The following is a 26682-nucleotide window of genomic DNA, read 5'->3' as shown; positions in this document are numbered from 1 at the left end:
TGGATGACACAAAGATGGTAAGTCAACAACTTCAAACAGGTTGTAAACCTAACACAGGTCAATACTCTGCCATGCCAGATACACCAAGCAAAGAGCTTGCTGATGCCTTATTTGCTGTTGCTGCGCACCGTGATAAACGTGCGTTTGCAGTGCTGTTCCAATATTTTTCGCCAAAAATAAAACGTTTTGGGATCAAACAATTTGGTTCTGAAGCGCAAGCGATGGAATTAGTTCAAGAAACACTAACCTCAGTTTGGCGTAAAGCGCATCTTTATCACAAAGAAAAAGGGGCGGCGACAACATGGGTATACACAGTAATGCGTAATGCTTCTTTCGATATGCTAAGAAAAATGAAGAGCAGCAAAGAAGAGTGTATTAGTGAAGATATTTGGCCTTTGATAGATGAAGCCGAGCCGGGCCAACACGAATTTAGTGACCATTTAGAAGATAAACAGATTAAGCAATACCTTGATAAATTACCCCTTGCGCAACGAGAAGTTGTGCGCGGCGTATATTTTCAAGATATGTCGCAAGAGCAGCTTGCTGAGCATTTAAACATTCCCGTAGGCACAGTGAAATCTCGTCTTCGCTTAGCCTTGCAGAAGTTACGCAATGAAATGGGAGATCACCATGATTAAGCACCATCCTAGCAATGAATTACTTGCCAAGTTCAGCGAAGGTAATTTACCTGCCACTTTGAGTGTTGCAGTCGCTATTCATGTTGAAATGTGCCCTGTGTGTCAAAAAGAGCTCGCTGCGCTTGAAGCCAAAAATGCAGACACAGTATTTACAGAATCCGCTATTGATATGGATGACATGTTTGATTCCAGTATGTTTGATGCGATCACAGCTGATGAAACTATTGATGAAGTTTACGAGCAAGCACAGGTGTCGGTAGATGTTAAAGACAAAACTTACACATTACCTAGAGCGCTTACCCGGATTGGTCATAGTAAGTTTATGCAAATAGGTAAACTTGCCCGCTCTCGCATTGATTTAGAAGATGGCGCGTTACGAGCAAGCCTGCTCCATATTGATGCGGGTGGTGAAATTCCTGAGCACACACATACGGGTTTTGAGCTCACTTTATTATTAGATGGGGAGTTTAGTGATGAAGACGGACACTATGTACCGGGTGATTTTATGATGCTTGATGGTCGTCATAATCACACGCCAAAAACTGAACAAGGTTGTTTATGTTTTACCGTAGTTAGCAGTGCGCTGCACTTCAACAAAGGTATTAGCAAACTCCTGAATCCAATTGGTAATCTTATTTATTAGTAGGGTTTATATGCAGCAATCAACAATAAAAATTGGTTTAAGTGCTTGCTTAGCAGGCGATAAAGTACGCTTTGATACAGGCCATAAAAAATCAAATTTCTGTATGGATGAGCTTGGCAAGCATGTCGAATATAAAAAGTTTTGCCCTGAAGTAGCGGTAGGGCTACCAATCCCCAGACCAACTATTCGTCAAGTGCGTGTTGGCGATACCATTAAAGTGTGTCGTCCAGATGGCACTGGCGATGTTGGCCCTAAACTAACAGAATATGGTAAACGAGTGGCAACAGAGCAAACCGCTGAGTTAAGCGGCTTTGTGTTTTGCGCGAAAAGTCCTAGTTGCGGTATGGAACGTATTAAAATTTATAACGAAGCGGGTACTGGCAATACTTCAGAAGGTGTGGGTTTTTTTGCAGAGCAAATAATGGCACATAACCCATTGTTACCTTGCGAAGAAAACGGTCGTTTAAATGATATGCATCTTCGCGAAAACTTTGTAATGCGTGTTTATACCTATAAGCACTGGCAAACATTAAGCGAGCAGCCATTAACAGTTCATAGATTGACCCAGTTTCACGCCCAATATAAGTACTTATTGATGGCGCATAACTACGAGGCTTACCGTAGTCTGGGGAACTTGCTTGGCACTTTTGACGGCGAAGATATCCAAACTTTGGCTGATGAATACATTTTAGGGTTAATGACAGCCCTTAAAAAACCAGCTTCTCGTAAAAATAACGCCAACACTTTAATGCATTTACAAGGCTATTTTAAAAAATCGCTTTCTAAGATTGAAAAGCAAGAACTGCGAGATGCCATTGATGAATACCGTCAAGGTTTAGTGCCACTTTACGTACCTCTTACGTTAATTAAGCATCATTTAAAAGTGCATCCAAATGAGTACCTTGCTAAGCAAGTGTACCTTGACCCTTATCCGAACGAATTAAAACTACGCTACGGAATTTAATGAACACATTATTTTGGTTTAGGCGCGATCTGCGCCTTTTTAATAACGATGCCTTGTATCAGGCAATCGAAAATGGCTGCCGAAATGCAGTGTTTTTTATTACTGAAAAGCAATGGCAAAAGCATGATGTGGCTGCTATTCAGCTAGATTTATTAAAGCGTAGGCTTCACTTTTTAGGTGAGCTTTTAGCCAGTAAAGGTATTGAATTACACATTATTGATGCAGCCGATTATGCCGGTTGTGTTGAAAAATTAGCGTCATTTTGCGAGCAACATCAAGTAAGAAATGTCTACGCCAACAACGAATATGAGCTTAACGAAGTAAACCGAGATAAAGCCTTTTTACAGCACGCTGACAGCAATGGGATTGCTTTTTACGCATACGACGGTGATGTGATTGCGCCGCCGGGAAGCATTAAAAATCAAAGCGGTGAGATGTTCAAAGTATTTACGCCATTTAAAAATGCATGGCTAAAAGTTTATCAAGACACCCACTTTTATTTTGCTGAACCACCGCAGATGTTTGAGCCCATTGAGTGGCAGCCAAGTGAGTTATTGGCCTCAGACGGCAGCTCAGAAAAATGGCCTGTTGATGATGACACGCTCAGCCACGTTTGCGCGCGCTTTATTGAAGAAAAACTCGCAACATATCAAGACCAACGAGATATCCCAAGCATTAAAGGCACCTCGGGTTTAAGCCCTTACTTAGCCCTTGGTATTGTCAGCGTTCATCAATTATTGGCACTGATCCAGCAGCGTCACCCTGATGTACTACGTAGCAGTAAAAGTAACTTGTTTTGTTGGGTTAATGAATTGATTTGGCGTGAGTTTTACCGCCATCTTATCGCGATTTATCCAAACCTAAATAAATACGATAACTTTAATGAGAAATACAACGCCGTGAAGTGGCGTGATGATGACAGCGACTTTAAAGCATGGTGCGAAGGTAAAACAGGCTACCCGTTAGTTGATGCTGCAATGAGGCAACTACTGCAAACTGGCTGGATGCATAACCGTTTACGCATGGTGGTCGCGAGCTTTTTAACCAAGCACTTATTAATTGATTGGCGTAAAGGCGAGCGTTTTTTTATGCAGCACCTAATAGACGGCGACCTTGCATCTAACAACGGTGGCTGGCAATGGGCTGCAAGTACGGGGTGTGATGCTCAGCCGTATTTTCGAATTTTTAATCCTATCACCCAAAGCGAGCGATTTGATCCAGATGGTGAATTTATCCGTAAATATTTACCAGAGCTGGAAAAAATACCTGCCAAACAAATCCATTTTCCGCATGATTATTTAGCGAAACAGGGTAAGTCGAGCAGTTATTGGCCAGCAATTGTTGATCATAAAGCCGCGCGAGAGCGAGCGCTAAACGCATTTAAGGTGTGACATGGACAAGGCGATCCTTGATAGGTTTATTGATGTTTATCAAACACTCAATAAAGACAATTTACAGTTATTGGATGAAATTTATCATCCTGATATCCAGTTTGCAGATCCCTTGCATGCGGTAAATGGTCTTGGGGAGCTGCGTGAATATTTTAAAAACCTCTATGCCAATGTGCTTTCTTGTGAATTTGCTATCGAAGACAGCTATGTGACTGAAAATGCAGAGGGTAAAGACGACACTGCATTTATTTATTGGACTATGCATTACCGCCATCCAAAGCTAAACAAAGGCCAAGCGATTTCGGTTGCAGGTCATAGTCGTTTAAAATTTTCTGGCGATAAAATAATTAACCACCGCGACTATTTTGACGTAGGCGCTATGCTTTACAGGCATATTCCTGTACTCGGCTCAGCTGTGAAATACATCGACAAAAGAGCGAGTGCATAATGACGACATTAATTACAGGTGCAACCTCAGGTATTGGCGAGTCATTAGCAACGCTTTATGCAGACAACGATGAGCAGGTCATTGCATGCGGTAGAAATTCAGAAAAGCTTGCTAAATTGAGCCAACATCAAAATATTGAGTCTTGCCAATTTGATGCAACAGACCTTCAAGACATTCGTTCGAGCACAGTGGCTTATACAGAATTTGACCGGGTTATTCTTAATGCCGGCAATTGTGAATACATTGATGATGCTCGCAATTTTGACAGTAGCTTGTTTGAACGGGTGATCACGACCAACCTGCTCAGCATGGGCTATTGCCTTGAGGCGTTATTACCAAAAATAAAGTCCGGTGGTCAGCTAGTCATCGTAAGCTCTAGTGTGACTTACTTACCCTTACCGCGCAGCCAAGCATATGGTGCGTCTAAAGCCGGTGTAAGTTATTTAGCTAATAGCTTAGCGGTTGATTTAAACGATATCGATGTCACTTTAGTTCACCCAGGTTTTGTTAAAACGCCGCTTACAGATAAAAATGACTTTCCTATGCCTATGGCGGTGAGTGCAGAAAAAGCGGCAAATTATATTTATAAAGGGGTCGCGAAAAGGCGCAAAGAAGTGCACTTTCCACACCGTTTTACTTTCATTTTAAAATTTTTAAGAATGCTTCCTACGCCACTTTGGCTGAAGCTTGCAAAAGGATTATCACGTTGAAAAAAGTGGCTGTTATTGGATCTGGCATAGCGGGTTTAAGCTGTGCGCACCTATTGCATAAACACTACGATGTAACCGTATTTGAAAAAAACGACTACATAGGTGGCCATACTGCAACCATAGACGTAAAAGTTGATGGCGTTGAGTACGCTGTTGATACTGGCTTTATTGTCTTTAACGACCGAACTTACCCATATTTTGAAAAGCTACTTAAGCGTTTGGGTATCGAGCGTCAGAAGACCCAAATGAGCTTTAGTGTGCATAATGAACAAACAGGCTTTGAATACAACGGCCATACTTTTTGGAGCTTGTTCGCACAAAAGCGCAATATCTTTCGCCCTAAATTCTGGAAACTTTTAAAAGACATTGTTCGCTTTAATGATGTGTGTAAATCATTGCATGCTGGACAAAATTACAAAGAAAATCAAACCCTAGGCGAGTTTTTAGACGAGCATGAGTTTAACGAGTTCTTCCGTTTTCATTATATCTTGCCGATGGGCGCTGCTATTTGGTCAACAAGCATTAAAGAAATGGCGCAAGTTGGTGTAGAGTTTTTTGTTAAGTTTTTTTATAACCACGGTTTGTTGGATATCACTAATCGCCCGCAGTGGTATGTTATTCCGGGTGGCTCTCGCGAATACATTAAACCTATGATCCAAGGTTTTGCTGATAAAATTCGTTTAAATAGTAATATCAGCTCGGTATCTCGAAAAGATGACAGTGTGCATGTTCATTTTGATGATGGCCACAGTGAAACATTCGATAAAGTTGTGTTTGCTTGTCACTCAGATCAAGCTTTAAAGCTGTTGTTAGACCCAAGCGAGGACGAAAAAAGCGTTCTCTCAGCTATACCTTATACGGCTAATTCAGTGGTACTACACACAGATACTACACTGCTACCAAAACGCAAAGCCGCATGGGCGAGCTGGAATTACCTGTTAAATAACAACACAGATAAAGCCGCTGTTGTAACTTATCAGATGAATATTCTGCAAGGCATTCAAAGCGACACGCAATTTTGTGTCACGCTTAATCACCTTGACGGCATTAGAAAAGACAAAATTCTGCGTGAGTTTACTTATCATCATCCGGTATTTAATAAACAGTCGATTGCCGCACAGCAGCAAAAGCCTCTTATAGACGGTAAAAATAATAGCTATTTTTGCGGTGCTTATTGGTACAACGGCTTCCACGAAGATGGTGTAAGAAGTGCTGTAAATGTGGCAAAGCAACTCGGAGTCGAGTTTGAATAGCGCCATATATGTAGGTGATGTTCGCCACAGGCGCTTTGCCGTCAAAGAGCATCACTTTAAGTACCCGCTTTATATGATGTGGGTTGATTTAGCTAAGCCTGATGAACTTAATGGTGTTCACCCTTGGCTTGGCTCAAGTGGCTTTAAGGCGCTTAAATTTAATCAGAGCGACTATTTTAATTTTCAAACCGATATGCAACTGCCACTCAAACAGCGTGCACTTAATAAAATTAAAGAGCTTGGCATTGACGATGAATTTACCCATGTTTTTATGCTCGGACAGGTGCGCTGTTTAGGAATTTATTTTAGCCCGGTTAACTTTTTCTTCTTTCAAACTAGTCATGGCGAGTTCACTCACATGCTTGCTGAAGTCAGTAACACGCCTTGGAATGAACGTCATTATTATGTCGTACCCCTTGAAAAAAAAGTGAACTTTAAAAAGGTTTTCTCCGTATCACCTTTCATGAACTTAGATATGAACTATCATTGGCATATTAGAATGAATTCTGATAACACCATGATTCATATTGAAAATAAAAAAGACGACACTCTTTTGTTTGATGCAACCCTGCGTTTGCAAAAGCACCCTCTCACGAAAGAGCAGGTTAGTGCCGTGCTTAAACAGTTTCCGGCTATGACGTTAAGTATTTTTAAAGGTATTTACCTTCATGCTTTGAAGTTGTTTTGCAAACGTGTGCCATTTATTGGCCACTCGGGCAAACAAGAGAATTCAACTAGGTGATGTGATGGAAAAAGTATCAAATTTAACACAAGCCCCAACGACCGGCTGGATGACAAAACTTTATAAAAAACTGGTAATAGGTGCATTCAATAGTATCAATGTCGGTTGCATTACCCTAAAAGAGGGTAATCAAAAAGAGCAATTCGGTGACATTACAAGTGATTTACACGCAACGGTCACGGTAAATGATGCTGCTATGTATAAGTCTTTTGCGTTATCTGGCAGTGTGGGTGCCGGCGAGGCTTATATTCTTGGCTATTGGGATTGTGACAACCTCACTAAACTTATTGAAATATTCGCTTTAAACCAAGATCAGTTAGATGCATTCGAGAAAAAATTTGCCTTTTTAAGTGGCATTGCGCACCGAGTTAATCACATTAAAAATAAAAACTCAGCAAGTGGTTCAAAAAAGAACATTGCGGCGCACTATGATTTAGGCAACGATTTATACAGTGCATTTTTAAGTGACGAAATGTTGTATTCATGTGCTGTTTATCCGTCAAAACAAGCTAGCCTTGAACAAGCCCAAGCGCACAAACTAGCATTGATTTGTGAGCAGGTTGATTTACAACCAGGTGATTCGGTGATTGAGATTGGCACAGGGTGGGGCGCCTTTGCGATTTATGCCGCAACGCATTTTGATTGCCATGTAACGACGACCACAATTTCTGACGAGCAACATGCTTATGTGGAACAAAAGGTTAAAGAGCTTAACCTAGAGCATAAAATTACTTTATTAAAGCAGGATTACCGCCTCTTAGACGGCAAGTACGATAAGCTTGTATCAATCGAAATGATTGAAGCTGTCGGTCATGAGTATTTGCCTGGCTTTTTTGCAAAATGTAAGTCTTTATTAAAAGACAGTGGTGCAATGCTTATTCAAGCAATCACCATAGCTGATCAGCGTTACAGCCACTACCTTAAAAATTCCGATTTCATCCAGCAGTACATCTTCCCGGGTGGTTGTTTGCCTTGTTTAGATGAAATGAATAAGCAAATAAAGCAGCAAACAGACATGGTTGTGCATAGTGTAAAAGATATTGGCGTTCACTATGCAAGAACATTGGCTGATTGGCGCGAGCGCTTTGTCGCTAGCTGGCCTGAAATAGATAAAGTCAAATTTGACCAACGATTCTATCGTTTATGGTTATTTTATTTAGCTTACTGTGAAGGTGCGTTTAGAACCCGTGCTATCAGTACAGTGCATTTAGTTGCCCGTAAACCTCGTTTTGGTCATTCTGGCGATGATATCGCGCTCGATTATTAACTTTGTTTTGTTTCAAGGAGTATGGTTTATGGCCTTACTCCTTGAGCGCAACTCTCTAATACCCGCTTTAGCTGTTGTTGCTTTGATGATTTACCTATCAAAGCAACGTCAGCAAGATAGTTGGCTACTTTTATGTGGTTTACCTCTCGCACTCGGCTACGAATGGCTTGCCAGCAGCTTAAACTTACTTGCCTTTAAAGAGAGCCCCTTTCCCTTATGGCTTGCTGTACTTTGGGCAGCACTGCTTTTAACCATTAATACTTCGATGCAATTCCTACAAAAGCTGCCTTGGTATATTGCATGGGGTGTTTGTGTGTTATTTGCTCCTGCTAGTTACTACGCTGGAATGCGCTTTGAAGTACTTAATACTGAGCTTGTTCTTTGGCAATTTTGGCTTGTTTATGGCTTAGGTTGGGCAAGTATGTTTATGGCTATAATCGCTATAAATAAGCGATTTTTAGCGGCTGAATGATCAGTTTTAAGTGGTTTTTCGTAGTGTTTAATAATACAACTTTAAGGGTTATTTGATGAAACAATCACTTAATTTAAGTTTATTTGCTGCGTTATCGTTCTGTGCAGGTGTGTATGCAAATGGCTTTAAAACAGTGGGCCAGGCCAAGATGGAGTATCTGTTTTGGGATGTGTATAACGCCAAATTAGAGACCCCATCGGGTTCGTATCAGTTTGGCCAACACCCCAGCAAACTTACACTCACCTATTTGCGGGATTTCGATGCGAAAGATATCGTCAAAGCAACCAACGAGCAATGGCAACATTTAAAGCTTAATGACATGGTAGGTGCTTACGATAAACAATTATTAACTCTTTGGCCTGATATCAAAAAAAACGATTCGTTGTCGTTTCAAACAAACGAGCAAGGAATTGGTACTTTTTACTTTAATGACAAAGAGCTAGGTCAGATCGATGATAATAAATTTGCTGACAACTTTTTAGCAATTTGGTTAAGCGCCGACACGTCTGAACCATCACTTCGTAAACAGCTTATTGGAGGGAAACATGATTAAGCTCAAAGCATTCTTTATTTTTGCTATGGTACTGTTAATTACCAGCTGCTCTGCACCAGATGTTGATTATTATCAGGGCACAGAGCCGAAGTTTGACTTTAAGCAGTTTTTTAGCGGTGAGCTCAAAGCCTACGGCGTTGTACAAGACCACAAAGGTGAATTAACCCGTAAGCTGGTAGTTGATATGCAAGCGTCTTGGAACGGCAATCAGGGAGTGATTGACGAGCAATTTGTTTATGATGACGGCGAAAAGCAAACGCGTACTTGGTATATCACCATTAATGATGATGGCAGTATCACAGGGACTGCATCAGATGTGATTGGCGAAGCAAAAGGTGACAGCAATGGCAGTGTGTTCCATTGGACATATTCTGTCGAGCTTCCGTACGATGATAGTACTTTAGTGGTAAATTTCGATGATTGGATGTACTTGGTAACACAATCACGCTTGATTAACCGTACCGCTATTGATAAGTTTGGCTTTGAGGTCGGGGAAGTTACCTTGGTTATCGAGAAAATTGAATGATGGTTTGGCTATCATAAATTTTTGTGATGGTAGTTAAATTAAGTCTTTATTAATACTGATGTCACTAACCTTGTGATTGATAGTTAAATAGTAGTCATTTTTGAATAAATTACGTAAAAATAGCAATTTGCTGTTGCTAACTTCTCAAAAATGCATAAAGATAGGTTTTGCGAAGGCAAAATAATAACGAATAGGAATCTAACAATGAATAAAGCTCAATTAGTTGAAAAAATTGCTACTGATGCAGAAATCTCAAAAGCGGCAGCAACTCGTGCACTAGATGCATTCACTGGCGCAGTTACTAACTCTCTTAAAGAAGGTAACTCAGTAGCATTAGTTGGTTTCGGTACTTTCTCAGTAAAAGAGCGTGCAGCGCGTACTGGCCGTAACCCACAAACTGGTGCAGAAATCCAAATCGCAGCAGCAACTATCCCAAGCTTTAAAGCGGGTAAAGGTCTTAAAGACCAAGTTAATCCTTAATAGGGTAACTTACTAATTATTGAAAAAAGGGCTTATAGCCCTTTTTTTGTATCTTACGTTTTGTCGCGTTAGCGAAAAAGGCTTATGCCTTTAACGCTTTATCACCACGACCAATACCAACCGCACCTGAACGTACAACTTCAATAATGTCTGACTCGTGACGCAAGGTATCAAGGAAAGATTCAACCTTTTCTGTGCTCGCTACAAGTTGCAGTGTGTAACTGTGGCGGCCCATATCTAAAATAGCACCTTGGAACACATCAGCAACACGCGTTACCGCTGCACGAGTGGTTTCATCTTGGGCAAAAACTTTCACCAATAATAGCTCACGCTCGATGTGCGCCATTTCGGTTAAGTCAATAATCTTAAGAACATCTACCAGTTTGTTAACTTGCTTAGTAATTTGCTCAACGATGCGATCATCACCCATGGTTGTAATGGTAATACGCGAAAGTGAATGATCGTCAGTCGTGCCAACAGTTAGGCTATCGATGTTGTAAGCGCGCTGTGAAAATAGGCCTACAATGCGCGATAACGAGCCAGGTTCGTTTTCTAATAAGATTGATAAAATACGGCGCATTATGCTTTTACTCCTTTACGTAACCACATATCATCGACTGCCCCTAGCTTGATTTGCATTGGGTAAACATGCTCTTTTTCATCTACACAGATATCTAAAAATACCAATCTGTCGTTAATAGACATGGCTTTTTCAATAGCAGGCTGAAGCTCATCAATATGATCAACGCGAATACCTACGTGGCCATAGCTTTCTACTAGTTTTACGAAATCAGGAAGTGATTCCATGTAAGATGATGAGTGACGACCTGAATACATCATATCTTGCCATTGACGTACCATGCCCAGTGAACGGTTATTCAACGACACAACTTTCACAGCCAAATTGTATTGTAAGCAAGTTGATAGCTCTTGAATGTTCATCTGAATTGAACCATCACCCGTCACGCAGATAGACTCTTTATCAGGGAAGGCAAGCTTAACGCCCATTGCTGCAGGTAAACCAAAGCCCATGGTGCCTAAGCCACCAGAGTTGATCCATTGGCGAGGATGTTTAAACGGATAATACTGAGCAGCAAACATTTGATGCTGACCTACATCAGAGCTAATGTAAGCATCACCATTGGTTGCTTTGTAAATTGCCTCGATAACCGCTTGAGGTTTGATTTTATCGCCATCCGTGCTGTAGCTTAGGCATTTTTGTTCACGCCAGCTAATGATTTGACGCCACCAATCTTCTTGTGCTGAACGATCAATTGAAATAGGGCTCTTATCAATCGCCGTTTGTAACTGTTCAAGCACTGTTTGTAAGCAGCCAACAACAGGGATGTGCGCTTTAATTGTTTTAGAAATTGAAGTTGGGTCAACATCAACATGAACAATCGTGGCATTAGGGCAGAATTTTTTAACATTATTCGTTACCCGATCATCGAATCGAGCACCTAATGCTAAAATAACATCAGCGTTTGCCATAGCTTTGTTTGCCTCAAGGCTACCATGCATACCTAACATGCCAATAAAGTTAGGGTGAGTACCGCTGATACCACCTAGACCCATTAAGGTGTTAGTGATAGGCGCGTTTAATGATTCAACCAAGTGAGTCAGTTGCTCAGAGGTATTTGATAGAATAATGCCGCCACCTGAGTAAATAACCAACTTTTTAGCTTCTAAAATAGCGTTCACTGCTTTACGAATTTGTTTTGAGTGGCCTTTAGTGTTCGGGTTATAAGTTCGAAGCTCAGTGGTTTTTGGAAATTCGAATGGGAACTTTAGCTCAGGATTAAGCATATCTTTTGGTAATTCAACCACAACCGGACCAGGGCGGCCTGTGCTGGCTAAGTAGAAAGCTTTTGCTAAGATGGCAGGGATCTCTTTTGCACTTCGACAGTTATAGCTGTGTTTTACGATAGGGCGAGAACAACCAACAATATCAGTCTCTTGGAATGCATCATCACCAATTAAACCAGTAGGAACTTGGCCAGATAACACCACCATTGGAATAGAATCCATATAAGCAGTCGCGATACCAGTAATACAGTTTGTAGCCCCAGGGCCTGAAGTTGCAAGCACCACACCGACGTCACCGGTAGCACGGGCATAACCATCAGCCATATGTGTTGCGGCTTGTTCGTGACGTACTAGGATATGTTCAATATCTTCTTGTTGAAATAACGCGTCGTATAAATCAAGAACTGACCCACCTGGGTAGCCAAAAATATATTTAACATTCAATTCTTTAAGTGCCCGAACAACTAGTTCGGATCCATTGTATTCAGTCGTACTCATCCTCATTCCTCTGTGTGTGCAAGCATAAATGCATAAAAAAACCCCCGCATATGGCGGGGGTTTTTTAAAAAGCGTGCTTTCACCTTTTAATAGCCACCCGCTGGGCTTGTAACTAAGACCAGTACGAGAACGTTGACGACTAAAAGGTGACGGCGAATATTCATTATTTTTTAATTTTCTTCTAAAAAATGCACAGCCGACTAGATGGCTGCTGTTTAAAAAATGTTAGGAGTATTTTTAAGCGTTTTGGAAACTGATGTCAACCGCAAATGTGGTTTTTTGCATTAATTTTTCTTTATTTCGATTTTTTGATATTTTTGTTGCATCCAGGCGCTTAATTGCCATTATTTTGGGGTGGAACTATGCGTTGAATTGTTCGTGTGGCAAATTGCTAACTACACCAATAGATAATGCATTTACATTACTGCCTTGCATAACTTAGCTACTATCAGAATCGGTTTCTTTTTTATAATTAGACACCCAATTTAACACCTCGCGATGATACGCGTGATTAATTTTTAGAAAGACAGTCAACTTATTTTTAATATGATGCAGCTTAATATAGATGTGAATTATTGCGAACAAGTTGAATTGCTAGGAAAGTAGTGATTTTTCATTGTCATCAATTAAATTTCAGCCTTATGTGCTGAAATATTCTTGAGTTTTGCAGATTGGATAGCTCTAGTTGCATAAGTCATTTTGCCTCTCGAATGAAAAGGATTGGATCTGTAAGATTGATTTCTAGTGTCGAATGCTCAATTAAGCAAATAAGGCTAAGCTATTTGCTATAGAGCTTCTTCGTTTTCGTTTCATGTGATTTGTATAAGTAGTTATAGCTTGCTCTTTACCCGCTGTATTTTTAAATGAACGTGTAAAAGAGGTGGTGAGTGTAAGCCAGTTATCACTACAAATATTTAGTCTTTCAAGAATTGGTAACGCATCTTCTGAGATTTTCCCTGGCTTATCTTCTCGTATTGAGCGGCCCGTCCAATCAACAAGTTTTAGATATGTTTTGAGCTCAAATGCTAGCCCTCTAGGCATGTGTTTGCGTGGTTTACCTGCAAAGCGCATTAGTGATTTTGGTTGTTTATTATTTTGAGCTGCATTAATTCTAGATTTAATACTGGTGTAGTCAGAATCTTCGGGTAAATCAGCCACTTTTGCTCTTACAGGGTTTAGGTCAACATACGCAAGGCAAGCGGCAAGTGCAGCTTCATCAAGTAAAGCTTGTGATTTAAAGCGACCTTCCCAAAACCGCCCTTTGCATCCATCTTCTAGATTCGCTTTTCGTGCAATGCTCTCATTAAGCACACGCATAAACCAACTAATACTGCTGAGTCGTTCTCGATATAAATTAACTCTGGCATTAACCGCAACGAGTTCGGCTTGTGTTAGTAATTCGCCATTTAAGAATCGTTGACATAAGAATGTACTTTTAAATACCTTATGCCACCTAATCAGAATTGCTTTATTATTCAGACGCTTTGCTTTTGCTATATCGATGTGAAGGACCAAATGCGTGTGGTTACTCATAACAGCGTAGGCGCAAATATCAATACAAAATATCCTGCCAAGTTGAAGAAGTTTGTTTTCAACCCAATCGCGCCGGTGTTCATATGAACGTCCAGTTAGTGGATCTAGTCCGCACAAATAAGCGCGACGAACACAGCGTGAAATACAGTGATAGTAGGGGGTGTTTGAAACGCTAATTAAGTTTCTACGTGGGGTTGCCATGCTCTTCTCCTCCATGAGTTGAACAATTTAAGTTTAGCCATAATTTAGAGAAGTGAGAAATATTAAGTTGAATGTCTATTTAGTCTATTAGTCTTGTGGAAGAACAAAGGGTAAAAATGGGTGTCTATTTATGTGTAGTTATGTTTTTAGATCTTGTTAGATAAAAGTGGATATCCAAATAAGAATCCATTTTTAGATCTTGTTAGATAAAAGTGGATGTCCAAATAAGAATCCAATAATGTAGGGCAACAAAAAAGCCAGTCGGAGACTGGCTTTTGATAAAGAGGTGTTTAAGGGTTATTTGCTTCTAATAAGCCTTAAACAAGAGTTCTCTTATAGACGCTCAATTACAGCTTGAGTGAAGTCTGTAGTACCGTGGCTGCCGCCAAGGTCGCGAGTTGTACGGTCGCCTGTTTTGATAACATCAGCAACAGCGCTGCGGATACGCTCTGCAGTGTCAGCCATACCTAGGTGCTCTAGCATTTGGATAGATGCTAAGATCACTGATGTTGGGTTTGCAAGGTTTTTACCAGCGATGTCTGGTGCGCTACCGTGTACAGCTTCGAAGATAGCTGCATCTTCACCAATGTTTGCGCCAGGAGCCATACCTAGACCACCAACAAGACCAGCACATAGATCAGATAAGATGTCACCGAATAAGTTTGTAGTAACGATTACATCAAACTCATCAGGAGTCATAACTAGTTTCATACATGTTGCATCAACAATCATTTCAGTTGATTCGATTTGTGGGTAACGCTCAGCGACTTCACGTGCAACTTTTAAGAATAAACCAGATGTTGATTTAAGGATGTTAGCTTTGTGTACAGCCGTTACTTTTTTACGACCTTCACGAACCGCTAGTTCGTATGCAAAAGTGACGATTTTTTCAGCACCTTCACGGGTGATTTTTGACATTGCTTCTGCTTCGTTACCATCTTCAGAAACAACTTGGCCAAGACCTGAGTACATACCTTGCGTGTTTTCACGAACTGTAATGATATCGATATCGTCGTAACGAGCTTGCGTACCTGCGAATGATTTAACAGGACGAACGTTTGCATAAAGGCCAAACTTTTTACGTAAAGTTACGTTGATTGATGTAAAACCTTCACCTACTGGTGTCGTTAATGGACCTTTTAAAGTGATCTTGTTACGCGCGATTGTGTCGATTGTTTCTTGCGGAAGTAACTCACCAGTTTTTTCTAGGGCAGCAAGGCCAGCATCAACGAATTCATAATCAAAATCGCAACCTGCAGCTTTAAGGATCTCAAGTGCTGAATCAATAATGCTAGGACCAATGCCGTCGCCTTTGATCACTGTGATGGTTTGTTTAGCCATTTACTTTTCCTATTTATGAGTAGATAAACACGTAAACTCGTCGCGAAATAGCATGCGATTTACTTGTTAGAAGGTTTACGTGGATGTGTTTGAAAATTTAAGCGGCTTTTATAGCAATTTATTCAGCTTTTTGCCAGTTTATCCTGTGAATACTGACTATAAACAGACTAAAGTTCATATTTATTTAACGTTTTCGCACTTTTTAACAACACATTCTAAAAATTGTCTGCAAATTCACAGTTTTTCAGATATGCATAAAAATTTGCTTTTGAGTGCCAACCAGCAGCCGATAAACTGTCGAAAATAATCTGTTCTTGCCAACTACTAAACAGCGCCTTAGGCTGAAAAACGTAATAGGTAAATAGCTTAATCGCGACCCAATGCTTTTCATTGATATCAAGCTGTTGTTTCTTTTGTTGCTCACTGCCAAGTAAATGCTGTGTCCAGCTATTATCACCAATCAGTTGATTTAAATACTCTGTCAAAGGAGCCTGATCTAGGTGGTTTACTCCAAATAAACAGGCAAGTGGTGGGCTTATTACCTGCTCTTCGGCCTGCTCAAATACGGTTTTGCGAGAAAGGCTCGTTGCTTGATGCTCACAAAGGTATAAAACATAAGCATATAAAGGTAAAGCAACCTGCTCAAATTGAACGGTCTCTGAGTGTTTAAATAGCGCCTGAATAATTCGCACCATATTTTCTAGGCGTTTAGAAATATGCTGAAAAAGCGGGTGCGATGTGGTTGCAACTAAACGCTGAAACAAGACTTTTTGGATAATTGCAGGGGCGTTATCGTATCCGACCATTGATAAACAATGGCGTAAATCTTTGGCTCTTTGCTGTTCTTTATTGTATGGCTTCACAGCAATTGTAAGTTGCGTAATCAATTCAGGGTAGGGGCTCAAAAGCTTATTTAAGCCACTGTAGCTGTATTCTTTTGATACTTTTAGCGCACTGATTAACGTTAAATAGTGCTGCCTGCGCTGCTGATTAAGTGGTTGTGACTCAGCAAAGTTAATGTTTTCACTAAACCATACTGTGTATAGCAAACGAGTGTCTTGGCAAGGTCTTTGTTTATCAAATATGGTTAGATTTGCTTTAAAGCGATGCCAGCGAATCTTTTCAGGGCGGCTGGCATCAACCAAAATATGGCGACCATGTTCATCAGTGGTTAAATAGATAAGCACTTGTTCCGCATACTTTACTTCACTGGCTGGAATATAAGGGCCAATATGCGCAATCAGTGCTTTTATTGCATTTTGAGCAAACTCGTTTGGTGTCCGCAAATAAATATCAGCTAAGGCTTTATGCACACTAATGTGACCACCTGATTCGCGATAAGTCGTATTCATGGCAATAATATTAGCCAAAGCAACTAGGGTTGTTGCGCCATCGTAAATCATAATTTTTGGCGCGCTTAATAGGGCTTGCTTATATTTATTTAAACGCGCTAATAAATGCTGAATCGAGAGTGTATGTGGGCCTGAGTCTTTTAGCAATTTTGCTGCTAACTGATGGCGACACTGCCAAAGCTTTTTATCTTGATGCGTCAGTGCCTGACCTGCGGCCAATTTATTACTTTGGGATTGCACGCAAAGATAGTTTGCTAAACAGCAGCTAATAATTTGTTCACTAATAGCTTGGTTGTAGTTAAGACTACGACACAATATACAAGCTATAACACATTGGTTTACGACTAAATTTGTGGTGTAGCCGTGGTTTGATACATACAGGCTTAGTTGCGCTTGCATCCCTTTTGGGCAAGCTTGGTATATTAGGTAATACCGCTCAGCAAGGTTACTTAATAAAGGGAAAATTTGTGACCATTTTTGCTTTTGATGATAAAGCTTAAGTAGCTGGTGCGTACTATCAAATAAGCGTGCCAATTCCCGTGGCGTCACGTTTTCCATCATAAGCGGTTAGGTTTCTTGTTGATAGCTTTCATAGGCACTTGGCCCCCATAATACCAGCTGACCATTTTTAAAAAGTAGGCCTGTGCATTCATCTATGGTGGTTATCCCATCAGATTTAACATGCTGAGTGCGGTAAAAAATAATCTGCCAAACATTGTCTTTGACTCGTTTAGCATAGGTTAGATCGGGGCTGCCTAAATAATCAAGCACCGCATTAAGGTTTTCAGGCTTATCAATCGTTAGTTTTGCGATGTAGCGTTTATTAAAAGCTTCACGGTCTTGCCAGATCATGGCTTGCGGATCATCTTTATAAAAAGTGATCACAAGGGTTGCTATCAGTGCATAAACACCTAACCCAAGTACCAGATATTGGAAAACCTTTTTAAACATGTGTAACTCTATAAAACTAACGCGAATTTTCAGTATACGCTCAGTTAGCAAACTGTGCTACGAGATTGCGACTAATTGAGCCTTAACTGCTTTAAACTAAAGCCTAAGTTAATATCGGTACGCAGCATAACGAGGTTTTTGGATATCACAAACATGTCCATTTCTGAACTCAGCTTGCGTTTTAGAGTTGGGTTGAGCTCATCATCGTTAATGGCTGCTTCTATTGATTCATAATCGTTTATTAGTTGCTGCGCCGACTTATTACCTATCCCTTTAACGCCCGGAATATCGTTGGTTTTATCACCAGCTAAAGCCCAAAAATCAGCAAGTCGATGCTTTGGTACATCAAAGCGCTGCTTGATATCTTCAAGCTCAATGTATTGCTTTTTGAAGTAATCAAAAATTGCAATTTGCTCAGATAAAAACGGTAAAAACCCTTTGTCGGTAGAAACAATTGTCGAAGCTACATTGTTAGTCGCGGCTTTGTGAGCAAGGGTGGCAATGATATCGTCGGCTTCATCGTTATCAGGTGAAAACACCACAATGCCAGTGTCTTCAATTGCTTGTTTAAAGCGTGATAAGTTTTGCTTGAGGGTGTCAGGCATTGGTGAACGTGTACTTTTGTATGCCTCGAAGTAATGATAGCGCCAGCTTTTCTCGCCATCAAACACGGCAATAGCATGAGTCGCATTACACTGCTGGCGTAATTTTTTACAAGCATGTGCCACGCGGGCACAGCTTGCTTTTATCATATGTTCTTCACTGTGATGACTCTGATTACTATCAACAGCATAGATGCGCCTAATAAGATTTAGCGCATCTATTAAAAGTAATTGGGTTGTCACATTAGCTCCTGTTAGGCTTTGATCTCATAGCAAGGAATGTACTTACTGCCAGGTAACTTCATACGGCCTTGCTCAACAAATGCTGCCAGCAGTTTGTCCATATCAGCCATAAGCGCGGGTTCGCCACTTAGCACAAAGCGGCCATGTTGCTTAATGGCTTGTAAGCCTTCATCTTTAACATTACCAGCCACGATGCCTGAAAACGCACGGCGTAAATTTGCTGCGAGTTGCTGAGTGGGTTGATCTAAATGTAAATCTAAGCCCGACATATTAGCATGTGTTGGTGCAAACGGCTGTTGGAAATCATGATCGATTTTAAGTGTCCAGTTAAAGTAATAAGCATCACCTTGGCTTTTACGGTATTCACGTACTTCAGCCATTTTGGCTTTAAGCGTTTTACCAACGCGTTCTGGGTCATCAATGATCACTTCAAACTTATCAAGTGCAGCTTTACCCAGTGTTTTCTCAACGAATTTACACAGCTCAATAAAGTAATTTTCACTTTGTTTAGGGCCAGTTAAGATCACAGGTAAACACTGCTTTTCGTTATCTGGGTGAAGCAAAATACCTAAAAGGTATAACAGCTCTTCTGCGGTACCCGCACCACCAGGGAAAATAATAATGCCATGAGCTGTACGAATAAACGCCTCTAAACGCTTTTCGATATCTGGTAAAATCACTAGCTCGTTTACAATCGGGTTAGGCGGCTCAGCAGCAATAATACTTGGTTCAGTTAAACCTAAGTAACGATTATTCGTAATACGCTGCTTGGCATGACCAATGGTGGCACCTTTCATCGGGCCTTTCATTGCCCCAGGGCCACAGCCAGTACAAATATTTAAGCCACGAAGGCCAAGCTCATAACCAACTTGCTTGGTGTATTTGTATTCAACTTCGTTAATGGAGTGGCCGCCCCAACAAACTATCATGCTTGGGTCGCTATTTACTCTTAGCGCACCTGCGTTTCGCAGCATATCAAAGACCATATGAGTAATGGCTTTTTGCTCTGTTAAATCTTTTTCGTACTTTTGACAAATAAACAGAATATCGCGAATAACCGAGAAGATATGTTCATGAATACCGGTAATAATTTCGCCATCAACAAAAGCAGATTCAGGTGGGTTTTCAAGTTCGATTTTAATCCCACGTTCGCGGCTTAATAAGCGAATATCAAAGTCTTCGTATTTATTGTAAATTTCAGAGCTTGAGTCGGTGTGGCTGCCCACATTGAGAACCGCGAGCACACAGTTCCTAAATAATTTATAGCGCTCGCTGGTGGATGATTGTTCGAGTAGATCAACTTCTAGTTGCGATAGTAAATCCAGTACACCTGTAGGATTCAGTTGTTTTAACATAAGCACTCTCCCGGCTCGTCAATGAGCCTTTATCATTGTGTGTCAAAGACCTCACTTAGTAGGTGAGGCCTTTATTTGCTAATGCAAACTTTATTTCGTCCCTCGTTCTTGGCTTTGTATAGTGCTTCGTCTGCACGGTCAAAGGCAATCAGCGGGGTATCACCTTTTTTCAATTGGGTTGCACCAAGAGAAATGGTGATTTCTACTTGCTTATCTTTAAATTTAAACGGAATGCCTTGAATTGTTTTGCGCAGTTTTTCAAGCGGCATAGCGGCATTTTCAATCGACATTCCTGTCATTAATAACACAAACTCTTCGCCACCGTAACGGGCAATAAAGTCTGATTTACGAATTGATTTTTGTAGTGCTTTAGCAATCACTTGCAGCGTTTTATCACCAGCACTGTGGCCATATTTGTCATTGATTGATTTAAAGTGGTCAACATCTATCACCACAAAGGTAATGTCTGATTCTTGCACATTAAATAAGTTAAATTCATGACTAAAACGCTCATCAAACGCAGCACGGTTTGGCAACTTAGTTAGGCCATCGAGTAAGCTTTTAAAGCGCTGCTCATTGAGGCGCTGTTTGTAGGTCGAAAGCTTTGTTTCTAAATGACTAATGCGGCTATTAATATCGTTAAAGCTTGCAAGTAAGTTCTCGCGTTCTGCTTGTTCTAGTTTTTCTTTTGCAATTAAATCATCACTTAATGATTTTAACTCTTCTTCTACTAGCTCTTTAAGCGAAGAAATAGACGTGGCTTGCTGCGTTTGCGTGTGCAAGTTTTTAATCTTTGCTTCAATTTGTTTGTTAAGCGTTTCGTATTCAGCGCTGAGTGATTCTGAATGCTTACTGGTAGAAACAATAGAATGATGTAAATCTTCGATTGTTTGATTTAAAGAGATCAAAAAGCTTTGAGCAGATTGGCGCTCTTTACTCATATTACGCGTGACAATGCTGATAATGTTCAGCGCCGAATCAAGCAGGTCGTCAACACTATCATTATGAGTAATTTGACTTTTGATAGTCTTAATTTGCTCGGCACTTTCATCTTCAAGCACTAAGTCATTTGCTAGGGTTAGTAGCTGTCTAGCAAGTTCAGGTTTAATTTGCGCCTCAGCTGTACTTGTTGTTGCAAGCTTAGCTTGAAGGGCTTGATGATAGATAACCACTAGCTTTGAAAGTAGTGGTACAAAGTCATGATTAGACTGAATATTATTTAATTCATGATCGAGTAAATAGCGTAATGAGCGACGGGCATCATCAGGTAAGCCTTTTACTTTTTGTAGCTGTTTACCTGCATCTGTAACGCTTTGGTTCAATTCGCGTTGCAATGTCATCTGCTTGGTTTCTTGTTGCCTTAATAGGCCAAGCACGTCATCGATAAATGGCGTCAGCAATTCAAACTTAACCCCTTTCTTAAGGGCATTTCTGAATTTAGCTAAACGATTGTCTAACTCAATGTCTAGTCCTTTACAGCTGAGCGAGAGTTTCGCTGCGAACTGAGAAAGTACATCAACTTGATGCTTGCGCGCGTCCTCGACCACTGTTCGAGCGTCGATCGCTTGCTTTAACTTTTTATTAAGAACATCATGCTGCTGCTGCACCTAGTAATACCGCCATCAAGATTCAAATTGCTATACGCTAAGTTTACAACAAATTAATACGAAATGTAGGTTCCAAGTCAAAAACTTAGCTATTTTGTCTATCAAACTTGTTGCAATGGCAGTTTATCGGTTTTTAATTCACATTTTTTCTCGCAATTGTTAGGCTATTTCGCAATTTTGATAGTAATAAAAAGAGTTGTTATGAAAAAGTTTTTGGCAATGTCTATTTTGGCGGCCTGTTCTAGCAGTGCGTTTGCAGATGTAAACTACTCACTGTCTATTACTCAGCCTGAGCATCATCTAGGTAATGTGAGTGTTGAATTTCCCCAAACTGCTCAAGCACATTTAGATATTAAACTACCTGCATGGCGAACTGGTCGTTACGAAATTTTAAACCTTGCCAATGGCATACGCTTTTTCGAAGCAAAAGACGATGACGGTAAACCACTAAAGTGGGAAAAAATTGATCACAGCACTTGGCGTGTTCACCTAAATGAGCCAACTCAAGTTAATGTGGATTACCAAGTGTACGCAAACGAGCTAGGTAAACGTGCTCGTCACATTGATGACAGCCATGCATTTATTGATGCATCGGGCTTTTTCATGTTCAGTGAATCATTCCGTCAAGACCCGGTAACCGTAAAGCTAAATGTACCAAAAGCATGGCGTTCAGTATCGGGAATGGAAAACGCGGGTTCTAAACACAGCTTTAAAGCCGCTGATTACGATATCTTAGTCGATTCACCAATCGAAAGTGGCATCAATGAGCTACATAAGTTCACCGTTGATGGCCGTGAATACGAACTCGTTATTTGGGGTGATGGCAACTACGACGTAGATAAAATGCTAACCGACCTTAAAAAGCTAGTTACTACGGGTAATGTTATTTGGGATGGTTACCCGTATGAGCGTTATGTATTTATGGTTCATGCTACGTCAGGTGCCGGCGGTGCCACAGAGCATTTAAACTCAACAATTATCCAGCGCCCACGTGACCGTTTTGGTTCTCGCAAAGATTACCTTGCGTTTATCAGCACCGCAGCACACGAATTTATTCATACGTGGAACGTGAAAGCGTACCGTCCTAAAGGTATTGCACCGTACGACTACACCAATATTAACTACGCAAAAACATTATGGATTGCAGAGGGCTCAACCAGCTACTTTGAAGATCACTTAATGGTGCGCTCGGGTATTGAAACAACGGATGAGTTCTTTGGTACGTTAACAAAAACGATTAATCGTCACTTACAAACACCAGGTCGTGAAGTGCAAAGTGCAACCGAAACAAGCTTTGATAAGTGGATCAACCAAGGCGGCGACCACGCTCGTAACTACAGCACCAATATCTATTTAGAAGGTTCATTGATCTCAATGGCACTTGATATTGATTTGCTAGAAAAAAGCGATGGCAAAATCAGTTACCGCGATGTTCACCGTGCACTTTACAACAAGCATCGTTTACCAGATGGCTTTACCCCTGATGATGTAAAAGCGATTTTAAAAGAGCTAACAGGTCGCGATTACAGTGCTTGGTGGCAAGCGAATGTGGATGAGCCAGCTGCTATCGACTTTGATTCGCTACTTGCAAAAGTCGGTTTAGGTTTAACTCGCCCAGAAGGCGCAAAATCAGTACCGAGTATTGATTCTATGGCAAAAGATAGCGGTGAGTTACTAACTCTGACTCATGTTCGTCGTGGTGGCGCTGCATGGCAAGCGGGCTTAACGACAGATGATAAAATTGTCGCGTTCAACAAAAAGCATGTGGGTAAAGATTTAACAGCCAGCCTTGAAACATTCAAAGCAGGCGACACAGTCACTGTTGATTTCATTAGACGTGATGCACTTCAAAGCACGACACTGACACTGAGCGAAGATTTTGATAAAGAGAAAAAGGTCAAAGCATTAAAAGATGCAACACCAGCTCAAATGGCATTGTTTAAAGCATGGATGGGTGTTGACCACCCAAATCAAGCTAAATAACAGCCAAGCAAAATAACTCGTTAATGATTTTTGATTGGTAAGAGAGGAGCTGCGGCTCCTTTCTTTTTGTTCGGTGTTTGCTGCGCTTTTACAAACTGCTTTGTGTATTGTGCGTTTAATAGTGCACTGTGAAGTTGCTGCTTTTTACGTCGCCAAAACGACTTTTTAACTTTGCTTGATCTATCACGAATATCGCTTTGTGAATTATCGGGTTGTGATACCGGGTAGGGCAGTAAAGAGTATCCATATACGCCAGTTTCCCAAACGTGCTGTAAATCGCAGTCTACGGGGCGGCCAAATGTGGCAGTGGCTTTTAATAGCGCTTTTGCTCCGGCCAAACTAACAGCCGTTGCACAGCAGCCAGACATAAGCTTTTTATGAATAACTAAATGTTGCTCATCAGCAAGGGGTTTTGTAAAAGCAATGTCGCGATTACGGTCTTTATAAGCTGCCAACTTTATTAGTTGCCAAGGCTGTTTCAAAGTATTTATGTTTTCAATTGCACTGTGAATTGAGCGGTCGAGAACAAAGTCATCTTCTAAAATAATCGCGTATTCTAACTGCCTATCGACAATAGTTTGCCATGCTTTTCTGTGACTCAGGTAGCAGCCAATTTCACCCTTACTCAAGGGCTTATGATATTTTTTCAGGTTTAAATCAGCACTGTAATACTGGGCAATCGCTGAATCCGACAGTGTCCTGCCATCAATTGCATCAAGGCGTTCAAATGCCAAATTTTGTGCGTTGAGCTCATGGCTTACACGGTTTAATCGTTCAGTAGAGCTTGCTAAGTTGATTACAAAAATAGCGGTCATTATCGTTACCTGATGGTCAGTTTTAATCAGGCTAACAAGCTTTAATGACGCTTGGGTGTCAGAACTATTTCGCTTTTATGTCAGGACGGGGAGTGTTTAAAATCGCTTGTTTTTCTTGCTCGGATAAAATGATCCAATCAAAAATTTCATCATTACTGCGACCACAGCCAGTACAAAAGCCGTTTAGGCGATGACATTGACCGATGCAATCTGTTTTAAAGTGGCTGGTTGGTATTTTTGATTTTGTCATAGTTAATGTGAAGGCTAATGTCTATTAGCCTTCCAAAGTGTATTACTTACCTTCAACTGGCTTACCAATTTCAAGGGTGGTAGACCAAGGCTGTTTCCGCGACAGGGTTTTACCCGAGTGAATTGAAATAACAGGGTTGTTTTCGTCAAGTACAAACGTGGTGCGTAACGATTCAGCAGACTCTTTTTGTGTTTGATGCCAGTTATTACCTGCTAAACACGCTTGGGTAAAATTAACCGCACGGGTGTGATCAGCGACAGCTTGCTGTTGTTGCTCATAGTTGCCTACACAGCGGTAGGTGACATTGTCTTTATCAAGCGCTGTGATTTGACAGTTATCGGCAATAAGGTTGTATTTTGCTGTCCATGTTTCCATGTATTTAGTATTTACACGGCTACGTTTTAAGCCTTCAAAGCGGTTGTCGTAAGCACCTAATAGGGCATTGATTTTCTCGCAAGGGGTTAGGTTATCAATGGCCGCTTGTTGTTCAGTTGTCAGTCCTGTACAACCAGTTAAAACAAGGCCAGTTAGTAAGGCGGCGAGTGGCTTTTTCATATCAGGCTATCCTTTTAAATAGCAGTTCCTTAAACGTTTCCTAAAGGATACCTAAGCCCTTGTAAAAATGCTAATAAAGATTGGTGATTACAATTTAAAATGCCTTCGCAAAGGAAGGCATTTTAGTTGCTGATAACGGTGAAGCGTGGGCTTAAATCTTAGTTTTACCAGCAATGTTGGTCACTTTTACTGAGCCAGAACCATCACTTAGTAACTCAAAGTTTGCTGCGGTATCAACGCGAATGCTGCCCGAACCATCTGAAACGACAACATCACCCGAAATATCATTTAAGTCGATACCGCCTGAGCCATCGTGTACTTCAATATTGCCCTGTGCTTTAGCAACATTAATATTGCCAGAGCCGTCATGAATTTTAATATCATGGCTTACATTACGGACATCAATGCTACCCGAACCATCATTGATTTCTAATGTGCCTGTAATGTCATTCGCTGTAATCGACCCTGAACCATCGTTGATCACTGTATTAGCGACTTTGCTGATAATAATTTCACCCGACCCATCGTGCACATCAACATTAAATGAACGAGGGATCGAAACAGTTAAATCAATGCGAGTTTGTTTGTTGTTTTGATATTCACATTGGCCTGCACTTAGCGCAGCACGCTTATCTTTAGCTTCAAGCGTTAAGCAATACTCATCATGTGGCTTTTCTTGATAAATCTCGGCTTTAACGGTCACTTGATCACTGTCACTACCGGTAATGTGTAAAAAACCTGAGCCTGCCTCTACTTTTAAAGCACTTAATGATGCTGCATCTAGCGTTAGGTTTTTAGTTGCTTGTAGAGGCATTTCACCCCAAGCAAATGTCTGTGCTGATAATAAGCCTGCGGCAATGAGTGAGAGTGTTTTTACTGTACTTAACATGGTTCTTCCCTTTCAAATGTGTGGTGTTATTAGCTTAGTCGCAGGTGCTGATAAAAAGGTTTAAAGGGTTTAAAAATTCTTTACACAAATAGGCAAGAATGCGCGAGCTTCAGGCATTTATGGTTTTTCGCGATGCTTTAGACTGAAATAGTAGACCATAACCTAAGCAAGCCAAGGAGAAACACATGAGTGATTCAGCGCAAACAAACGATATGCAAGTGATTAAGTCAGGTTCTCAAGATCCAATTGCAGGGCCAGCCGAATGTTTCACAGGTAAAGTGCAAATTAGTACTTTATTTAATGCCCCTGCACCTGCACGCGTTGGTGTTGCTGTGGTGGAGTTTTCAAAAGGTGCTCGCACCAATTGGCATTCTCATCCACTCGGCCAAGTTTTATTAGTTACAGAAGGTCAAGGTTGGACACAGTGCGAGGGTGGTGAGAAAACAGTCATCAATCCAGGTGATTTAATTTGGTGTAACTGCGGAAAAAGGCACTGGCATGGTGCAACAGCTGATAGTGCAATGAAGCACGTAGCAATTCAAGAAGCACTGGATGGTAAACCTGTTGATTGGTTCGAAGCTGTTTCTGATGAAGATTATTTAGCATAAGGTACA

28 protein-coding genes are annotated in these 26682 nt (G+C 40.8%); 15 read left to right on the top strand and 13 right to left on the bottom strand.

The features are described 5' to 3' along the window. Positions 1–14 precede the first annotated feature (14 nt). The 13 genes from NH153_RS21000 to NH153_RS20940 all read left to right on the top strand — a co-directional run bounded on the left by NH153_RS21000 (position 15) and on the right by NH153_RS20940 (position 10087). Positions 15–638 (top strand): sigma-70 family RNA polymerase sigma factor, encoded by a 624-nt coding sequence (locus NH153_RS21000; RefSeq protein WP_063707542.1) that lies wholly within the window; start codon positions 15–17, stop codon positions 636–638. After that, entirely contained in the window at positions 631–1281 is a 651-nt protein-coding gene (locus NH153_RS20995) for a ChrR family anti-sigma-E factor (protein WP_063707538.1), read from the top strand. Before NH153_RS21000 ends, NH153_RS20995 begins: the two co-directional genes overlap by 8 nt. Before the next feature lie 10 nt (positions 1282–1291). Then, positions 1292–2245 (top strand): YbgA family protein, encoded by a 954-nt coding sequence (locus tag NH153_RS20990; RefSeq protein WP_063707535.1) that lies wholly within the window; start codon positions 1292–1294, stop codon positions 2243–2245. Beyond that, positions 2245–3636, top strand: coding sequence for a deoxyribodipyrimidine photo-lyase (gene phrB / locus NH153_RS20985; protein WP_063707529.1), 1392 nt, complete (start codon positions 2245–2247; stop codon positions 3634–3636). Before NH153_RS20990 ends, phrB begins: the two co-directional genes overlap by 1 nt. Before the next feature lies 1 nt (position 3637). Beyond that, on the top strand, positions 3638–4084 hold the full coding sequence (locus NH153_RS20980; protein ID WP_063707527.1) for a nuclear transport factor 2 family protein: 447 nt from the start codon (positions 3638–3640) through the stop codon (positions 4082–4084). Then, a complete protein-coding gene (locus tag NH153_RS20975; RefSeq protein ID WP_063707525.1) occupies positions 4084–4794 on the top strand; it encodes an SDR family NAD(P)-dependent oxidoreductase in 711 nt (236 codons plus the stop codon). The genes NH153_RS20980 and NH153_RS20975 overlap by 1 nt, the downstream gene beginning before the upstream one ends. Continuing rightward, positions 4791–6047 carry an NAD(P)/FAD-dependent oxidoreductase gene (locus NH153_RS20970; RefSeq protein WP_063707521.1) on the top strand — a complete coding sequence of 419 codons (1257 nt, stop codon included), beginning with the start codon at positions 4791–4793 and terminating at the stop codon, positions 6045–6047. Before NH153_RS20975 ends, NH153_RS20970 begins: the two co-directional genes overlap by 4 nt. Beyond that, positions 6040–6789, top strand: coding sequence for a DUF1365 domain-containing protein (locus tag NH153_RS20965; protein WP_063707517.1), 750 nt, complete (start codon positions 6040–6042; stop codon positions 6787–6789). The genes NH153_RS20970 and NH153_RS20965 overlap by 8 nt, the downstream gene beginning before the upstream one ends. A gap of 4 nt (positions 6790–6793) precedes the next feature. Then, entirely contained in the window at positions 6794–8056 is a 1263-nt protein-coding gene (locus NH153_RS20960; protein WP_063707514.1) for an SAM-dependent methyltransferase, read from the top strand. Then, positions 8034–8528 carry a DUF2878 family protein gene (locus tag NH153_RS20955; RefSeq protein WP_063707512.1) on the top strand — a complete coding sequence of 165 codons (495 nt, stop codon included), beginning with the start codon at positions 8034–8036 and terminating at the stop codon, positions 8526–8528. The genes NH153_RS20960 and NH153_RS20955 overlap by 23 nt, the downstream gene beginning before the upstream one ends. Before the next feature lie 55 nt (positions 8529–8583). Continuing rightward, positions 8584–9081, top strand: coding sequence for a chalcone isomerase family protein (locus NH153_RS20950; protein WP_063707510.1), 498 nt, complete (start codon positions 8584–8586; stop codon positions 9079–9081). After that, entirely contained in the window at positions 9074–9607 is a 534-nt protein-coding gene (locus NH153_RS20945; RefSeq protein WP_063707507.1) for a DUF3833 domain-containing protein, read from the top strand. Before NH153_RS20950 ends, NH153_RS20945 begins: the two co-directional genes overlap by 8 nt. A gap of 204 nt (positions 9608–9811) precedes the next feature. Next, positions 9812–10087 (top strand): HU family DNA-binding protein, encoded by a 276-nt coding sequence (locus NH153_RS20940; RefSeq protein ID WP_036972004.1) that lies wholly within the window; start codon positions 9812–9814, stop codon positions 10085–10087. An 82-nt stretch (positions 10088–10169) separates the two neighbouring features. Here the strand turns inward: NH153_RS20940 and ilvN are convergent, their stop codons facing one another. The 9 genes from ilvN to NH153_RS20895 all read right to left on the bottom strand — a co-directional run bounded on the left by ilvN (position 10170) and on the right by NH153_RS20895 (position 21576). Then, the gene (ilvN, locus tag NH153_RS20935; RefSeq protein WP_063707505.1) at positions 10170–10667 is read right to left on the bottom strand and encodes an acetolactate synthase small subunit; all 498 of its coding nucleotides are present in this window, start codon (positions 10665–10667) and stop codon (positions 10170–10172) included. Further along, a complete protein-coding gene (locus NH153_RS20930) occupies positions 10667–12391 on the bottom strand; it encodes an acetolactate synthase 3 large subunit (RefSeq protein ID WP_063707503.1) in 1725 nt (574 codons plus the stop codon). The genes ilvN and NH153_RS20930 overlap by 1 nt, the downstream gene beginning before the upstream one ends. A 759-nt stretch (positions 12392–13150) precedes the next feature. After that, entirely contained in the window at positions 13151–14125 is a 975-nt protein-coding gene (locus NH153_RS20925; protein ID WP_063707501.1) for a transposase, read from the bottom strand. 333 nt (positions 14126–14458) lie between these two features. After that, positions 14459–15466, bottom strand: a complete 1008-nt coding sequence (locus NH153_RS20920; protein WP_063707498.1) for an isocitrate dehydrogenase — start codon at positions 15464–15466, stop codon at positions 14459–14461. A gap of 215 nt (positions 15467–15681) precedes the next feature. Next, positions 15682–17367, bottom strand: a complete 1686-nt coding sequence (locus tag NH153_RS20915) for a hypothetical protein (RefSeq protein WP_156503662.1) — start codon at positions 17365–17367, stop codon at positions 15682–15684. A gap of 18 nt (positions 17368–17385) precedes the next feature. Continuing rightward, positions 17386–17769, bottom strand: coding sequence for a DUF3192 domain-containing protein (locus NH153_RS20910; protein WP_063707493.1), 384 nt, complete (start codon positions 17767–17769; stop codon positions 17386–17388). A 71-nt stretch (positions 17770–17840) separates the two neighbouring features. After that, the gene (gene xni, locus NH153_RS20905; RefSeq protein WP_063707492.1) at positions 17841–18614 is read right to left on the bottom strand and encodes a flap endonuclease Xni; all 774 of its coding nucleotides are present in this window, start codon (positions 18612–18614) and stop codon (positions 17841–17843) included. A gap of 11 nt (positions 18615–18625) precedes the next feature. Continuing rightward, on the bottom strand, positions 18626–19969 hold the full coding sequence (gene ppnN / locus NH153_RS20900) for a nucleotide 5'-monophosphate nucleosidase PpnN (RefSeq protein WP_063707491.1): 1344 nt from the start codon (positions 19967–19969) through the stop codon (positions 18626–18628). A 71-nt stretch (positions 19970–20040) separates the two neighbouring features. Then, positions 20041–21576 (bottom strand): GGDEF domain-containing protein, encoded by a 1536-nt coding sequence (locus tag NH153_RS20895; protein ID WP_063707490.1) that lies wholly within the window; start codon positions 21574–21576, stop codon positions 20041–20043. A gap of 201 nt (positions 21577–21777) precedes the next feature. Between NH153_RS20895 and NH153_RS20890 the strand changes: the two genes are divergently transcribed. Then, positions 21778–23559 carry a M61 family metallopeptidase gene (locus NH153_RS20890; RefSeq protein WP_063707489.1) on the top strand — a complete coding sequence of 594 codons (1782 nt, stop codon included), beginning with the start codon at positions 21778–21780 and terminating at the stop codon, positions 23557–23559. 20 nt (positions 23560–23579) lie between these two features. On the opposite strand, the gene NH153_RS20885 is transcribed toward NH153_RS20890, so the two are convergent. From NH153_RS20885 to NH153_RS20870, 4 genes are all read right to left on the bottom strand, one after another. Beyond that, entirely contained in the window at positions 23580–24374 is a 795-nt protein-coding gene (locus tag NH153_RS20885; RefSeq protein WP_063707488.1) for a glycosyltransferase family 25 protein, read from the bottom strand. Between the two features lie 64 nt (positions 24375–24438). Next, positions 24439–24624 (bottom strand): DUF1289 domain-containing protein, encoded by a 186-nt coding sequence (locus NH153_RS20880; RefSeq protein ID WP_063707487.1) that lies wholly within the window; start codon positions 24622–24624, stop codon positions 24439–24441. A gap of 42 nt (positions 24625–24666) precedes the next feature. Then, on the bottom strand, positions 24667–25179 hold the full coding sequence (locus tag NH153_RS20875; RefSeq protein WP_063707486.1) for a hypothetical protein: 513 nt from the start codon (positions 25177–25179) through the stop codon (positions 24667–24669). 151 nt (positions 25180–25330) lie between these two features. Next, positions 25331–26068 carry a DUF4097 family beta strand repeat-containing protein gene (locus NH153_RS20870; RefSeq protein ID WP_063707485.1) on the bottom strand — a complete coding sequence of 246 codons (738 nt, stop codon included), beginning with the start codon at positions 26066–26068 and terminating at the stop codon, positions 25331–25333. Between the two features lie 185 nt (positions 26069–26253). On the opposite strand from NH153_RS20870, the gene NH153_RS20865 reads away from it, so the two are divergent. Then, positions 26254–26676: a (R)-mandelonitrile lyase gene (locus NH153_RS20865; RefSeq protein WP_063707484.1), complete on the top strand. Its 423-nt coding sequence runs from the start codon at positions 26254–26256 to the stop codon at positions 26674–26676. Positions 26677–26682: the final 6 nt, after the last annotated feature.

The organism is Pseudoalteromonas gelatinilytica (assembly GCF_001641615.1).
GTDB classification, from domain to species: Bacteria; Pseudomonadota; Gammaproteobacteria; order Enterobacterales; family Alteromonadaceae; genus Pseudoalteromonas; species Pseudoalteromonas gelatinilytica.
The sequence above is the reverse complement of the archived record's forward strand: the minus strand, read 5'-3'. Positions and strand labels throughout refer to the sequence as shown.

Coding starts and splice junctions, on each gene's coding strand:
- NH153_RS21000 (WP_063707542.1), top strand. CDS start 15: ATGGTAAGTCAACAACTTCAAACAGGTTGTAAACCTAACACAGGTCAA.
- NH153_RS20995 (WP_063707538.1), top strand. CDS start 631: ATGATTAAGCACCATCCTAGCAATGAATTACTTGCCAAGTTCAGCGAA.
- NH153_RS20990 (WP_063707535.1), top strand. CDS start 1,292: ATGCAGCAATCAACAATAAAAATTGGTTTAAGTGCTTGCTTAGCAGGC.
- phrB (WP_063707529.1), top strand. CDS start 2,245: ATGAACACATTATTTTGGTTTAGGCGCGATCTGCGCCTTTTTAATAAC.
- NH153_RS20980 (WP_063707527.1), top strand. CDS start 3,638: ATGGACAAGGCGATCCTTGATAGGTTTATTGATGTTTATCAAACACTC.
- NH153_RS20975 (WP_063707525.1), top strand. CDS start 4,084: ATGACGACATTAATTACAGGTGCAACCTCAGGTATTGGCGAGTCATTA.
- NH153_RS20960 (WP_063707514.1), top strand. CDS start 6,794: ATGGAAAAAGTATCAAATTTAACACAAGCCCCAACGACCGGCTGGATG.
- NH153_RS20955 (WP_063707512.1), top strand. CDS start 8,034: ATGATATCGCGCTCGATTATTAACTTTGTTTTGTTTCAAGGAGTATGG.
- NH153_RS20950 (WP_063707510.1), top strand. CDS start 8,584: ATGAAACAATCACTTAATTTAAGTTTATTTGCTGCGTTATCGTTCTGT.
- NH153_RS20945 (WP_063707507.1), top strand. CDS start 9,074: ATGATTAAGCTCAAAGCATTCTTTATTTTTGCTATGGTACTGTTAATT.
- NH153_RS20940 (WP_036972004.1), top strand. CDS start 9,812: ATGAATAAAGCTCAATTAGTTGAAAAAATTGCTACTGATGCAGAAATC.
- ilvN (WP_063707505.1), bottom strand. CDS start 10,667: ATGCGCCGTATTTTATCAATCTTATTAGAAAACGAACCTGGCTCGTTA.
- NH153_RS20930 (WP_063707503.1), bottom strand. CDS start 12,391: ATGAGTACGACTGAATACAATGGATCCGAACTAGTTGTTCGGGCACTT.
- NH153_RS20925 (WP_063707501.1), bottom strand. CDS start 14,125: ATGGCAACCCCACGTAGAAACTTAATTAGCGTTTCAAACACCCCCTAC.
- NH153_RS20920 (WP_063707498.1), bottom strand. CDS start 15,466: ATGGCTAAACAAACCATCACAGTGATCAAAGGCGACGGCATTGGTCCT.
- NH153_RS20910 (WP_063707493.1), bottom strand. CDS start 17,769: ATGTTTAAAAAGGTTTTCCAATATCTGGTACTTGGGTTAGGTGTTTAT.
- ppnN (WP_063707491.1), bottom strand. CDS start 19,969: ATGTTAAAACAACTGAATCCTACAGGTGTACTGGATTTACTATCGCAA.
- NH153_RS20890 (WP_063707489.1), top strand. CDS start 21,778: ATGAAAAAGTTTTTGGCAATGTCTATTTTGGCGGCCTGTTCTAGCAGT.
- NH153_RS20885 (WP_063707488.1), bottom strand. CDS start 24,374: ATGACCGCTATTTTTGTAATCAACTTAGCAAGCTCTACTGAACGATTA.
- NH153_RS20880 (WP_063707487.1), bottom strand. CDS start 24,624: ATGACAAAATCAAAAATACCAACCAGCCACTTTAAAACAGATTGCATC.
- NH153_RS20875 (WP_063707486.1), bottom strand. CDS start 25,179: ATGAAAAAGCCACTCGCCGCCTTACTAACTGGCCTTGTTTTAACTGGT.
- NH153_RS20870 (WP_063707485.1), bottom strand. CDS start 26,068: ATGTTAAGTACAGTAAAAACACTCTCACTCATTGCCGCAGGCTTATTA.
- NH153_RS20865 (WP_063707484.1), top strand. CDS start 26,254: ATGAGTGATTCAGCGCAAACAAACGATATGCAAGTGATTAAGTCAGGT.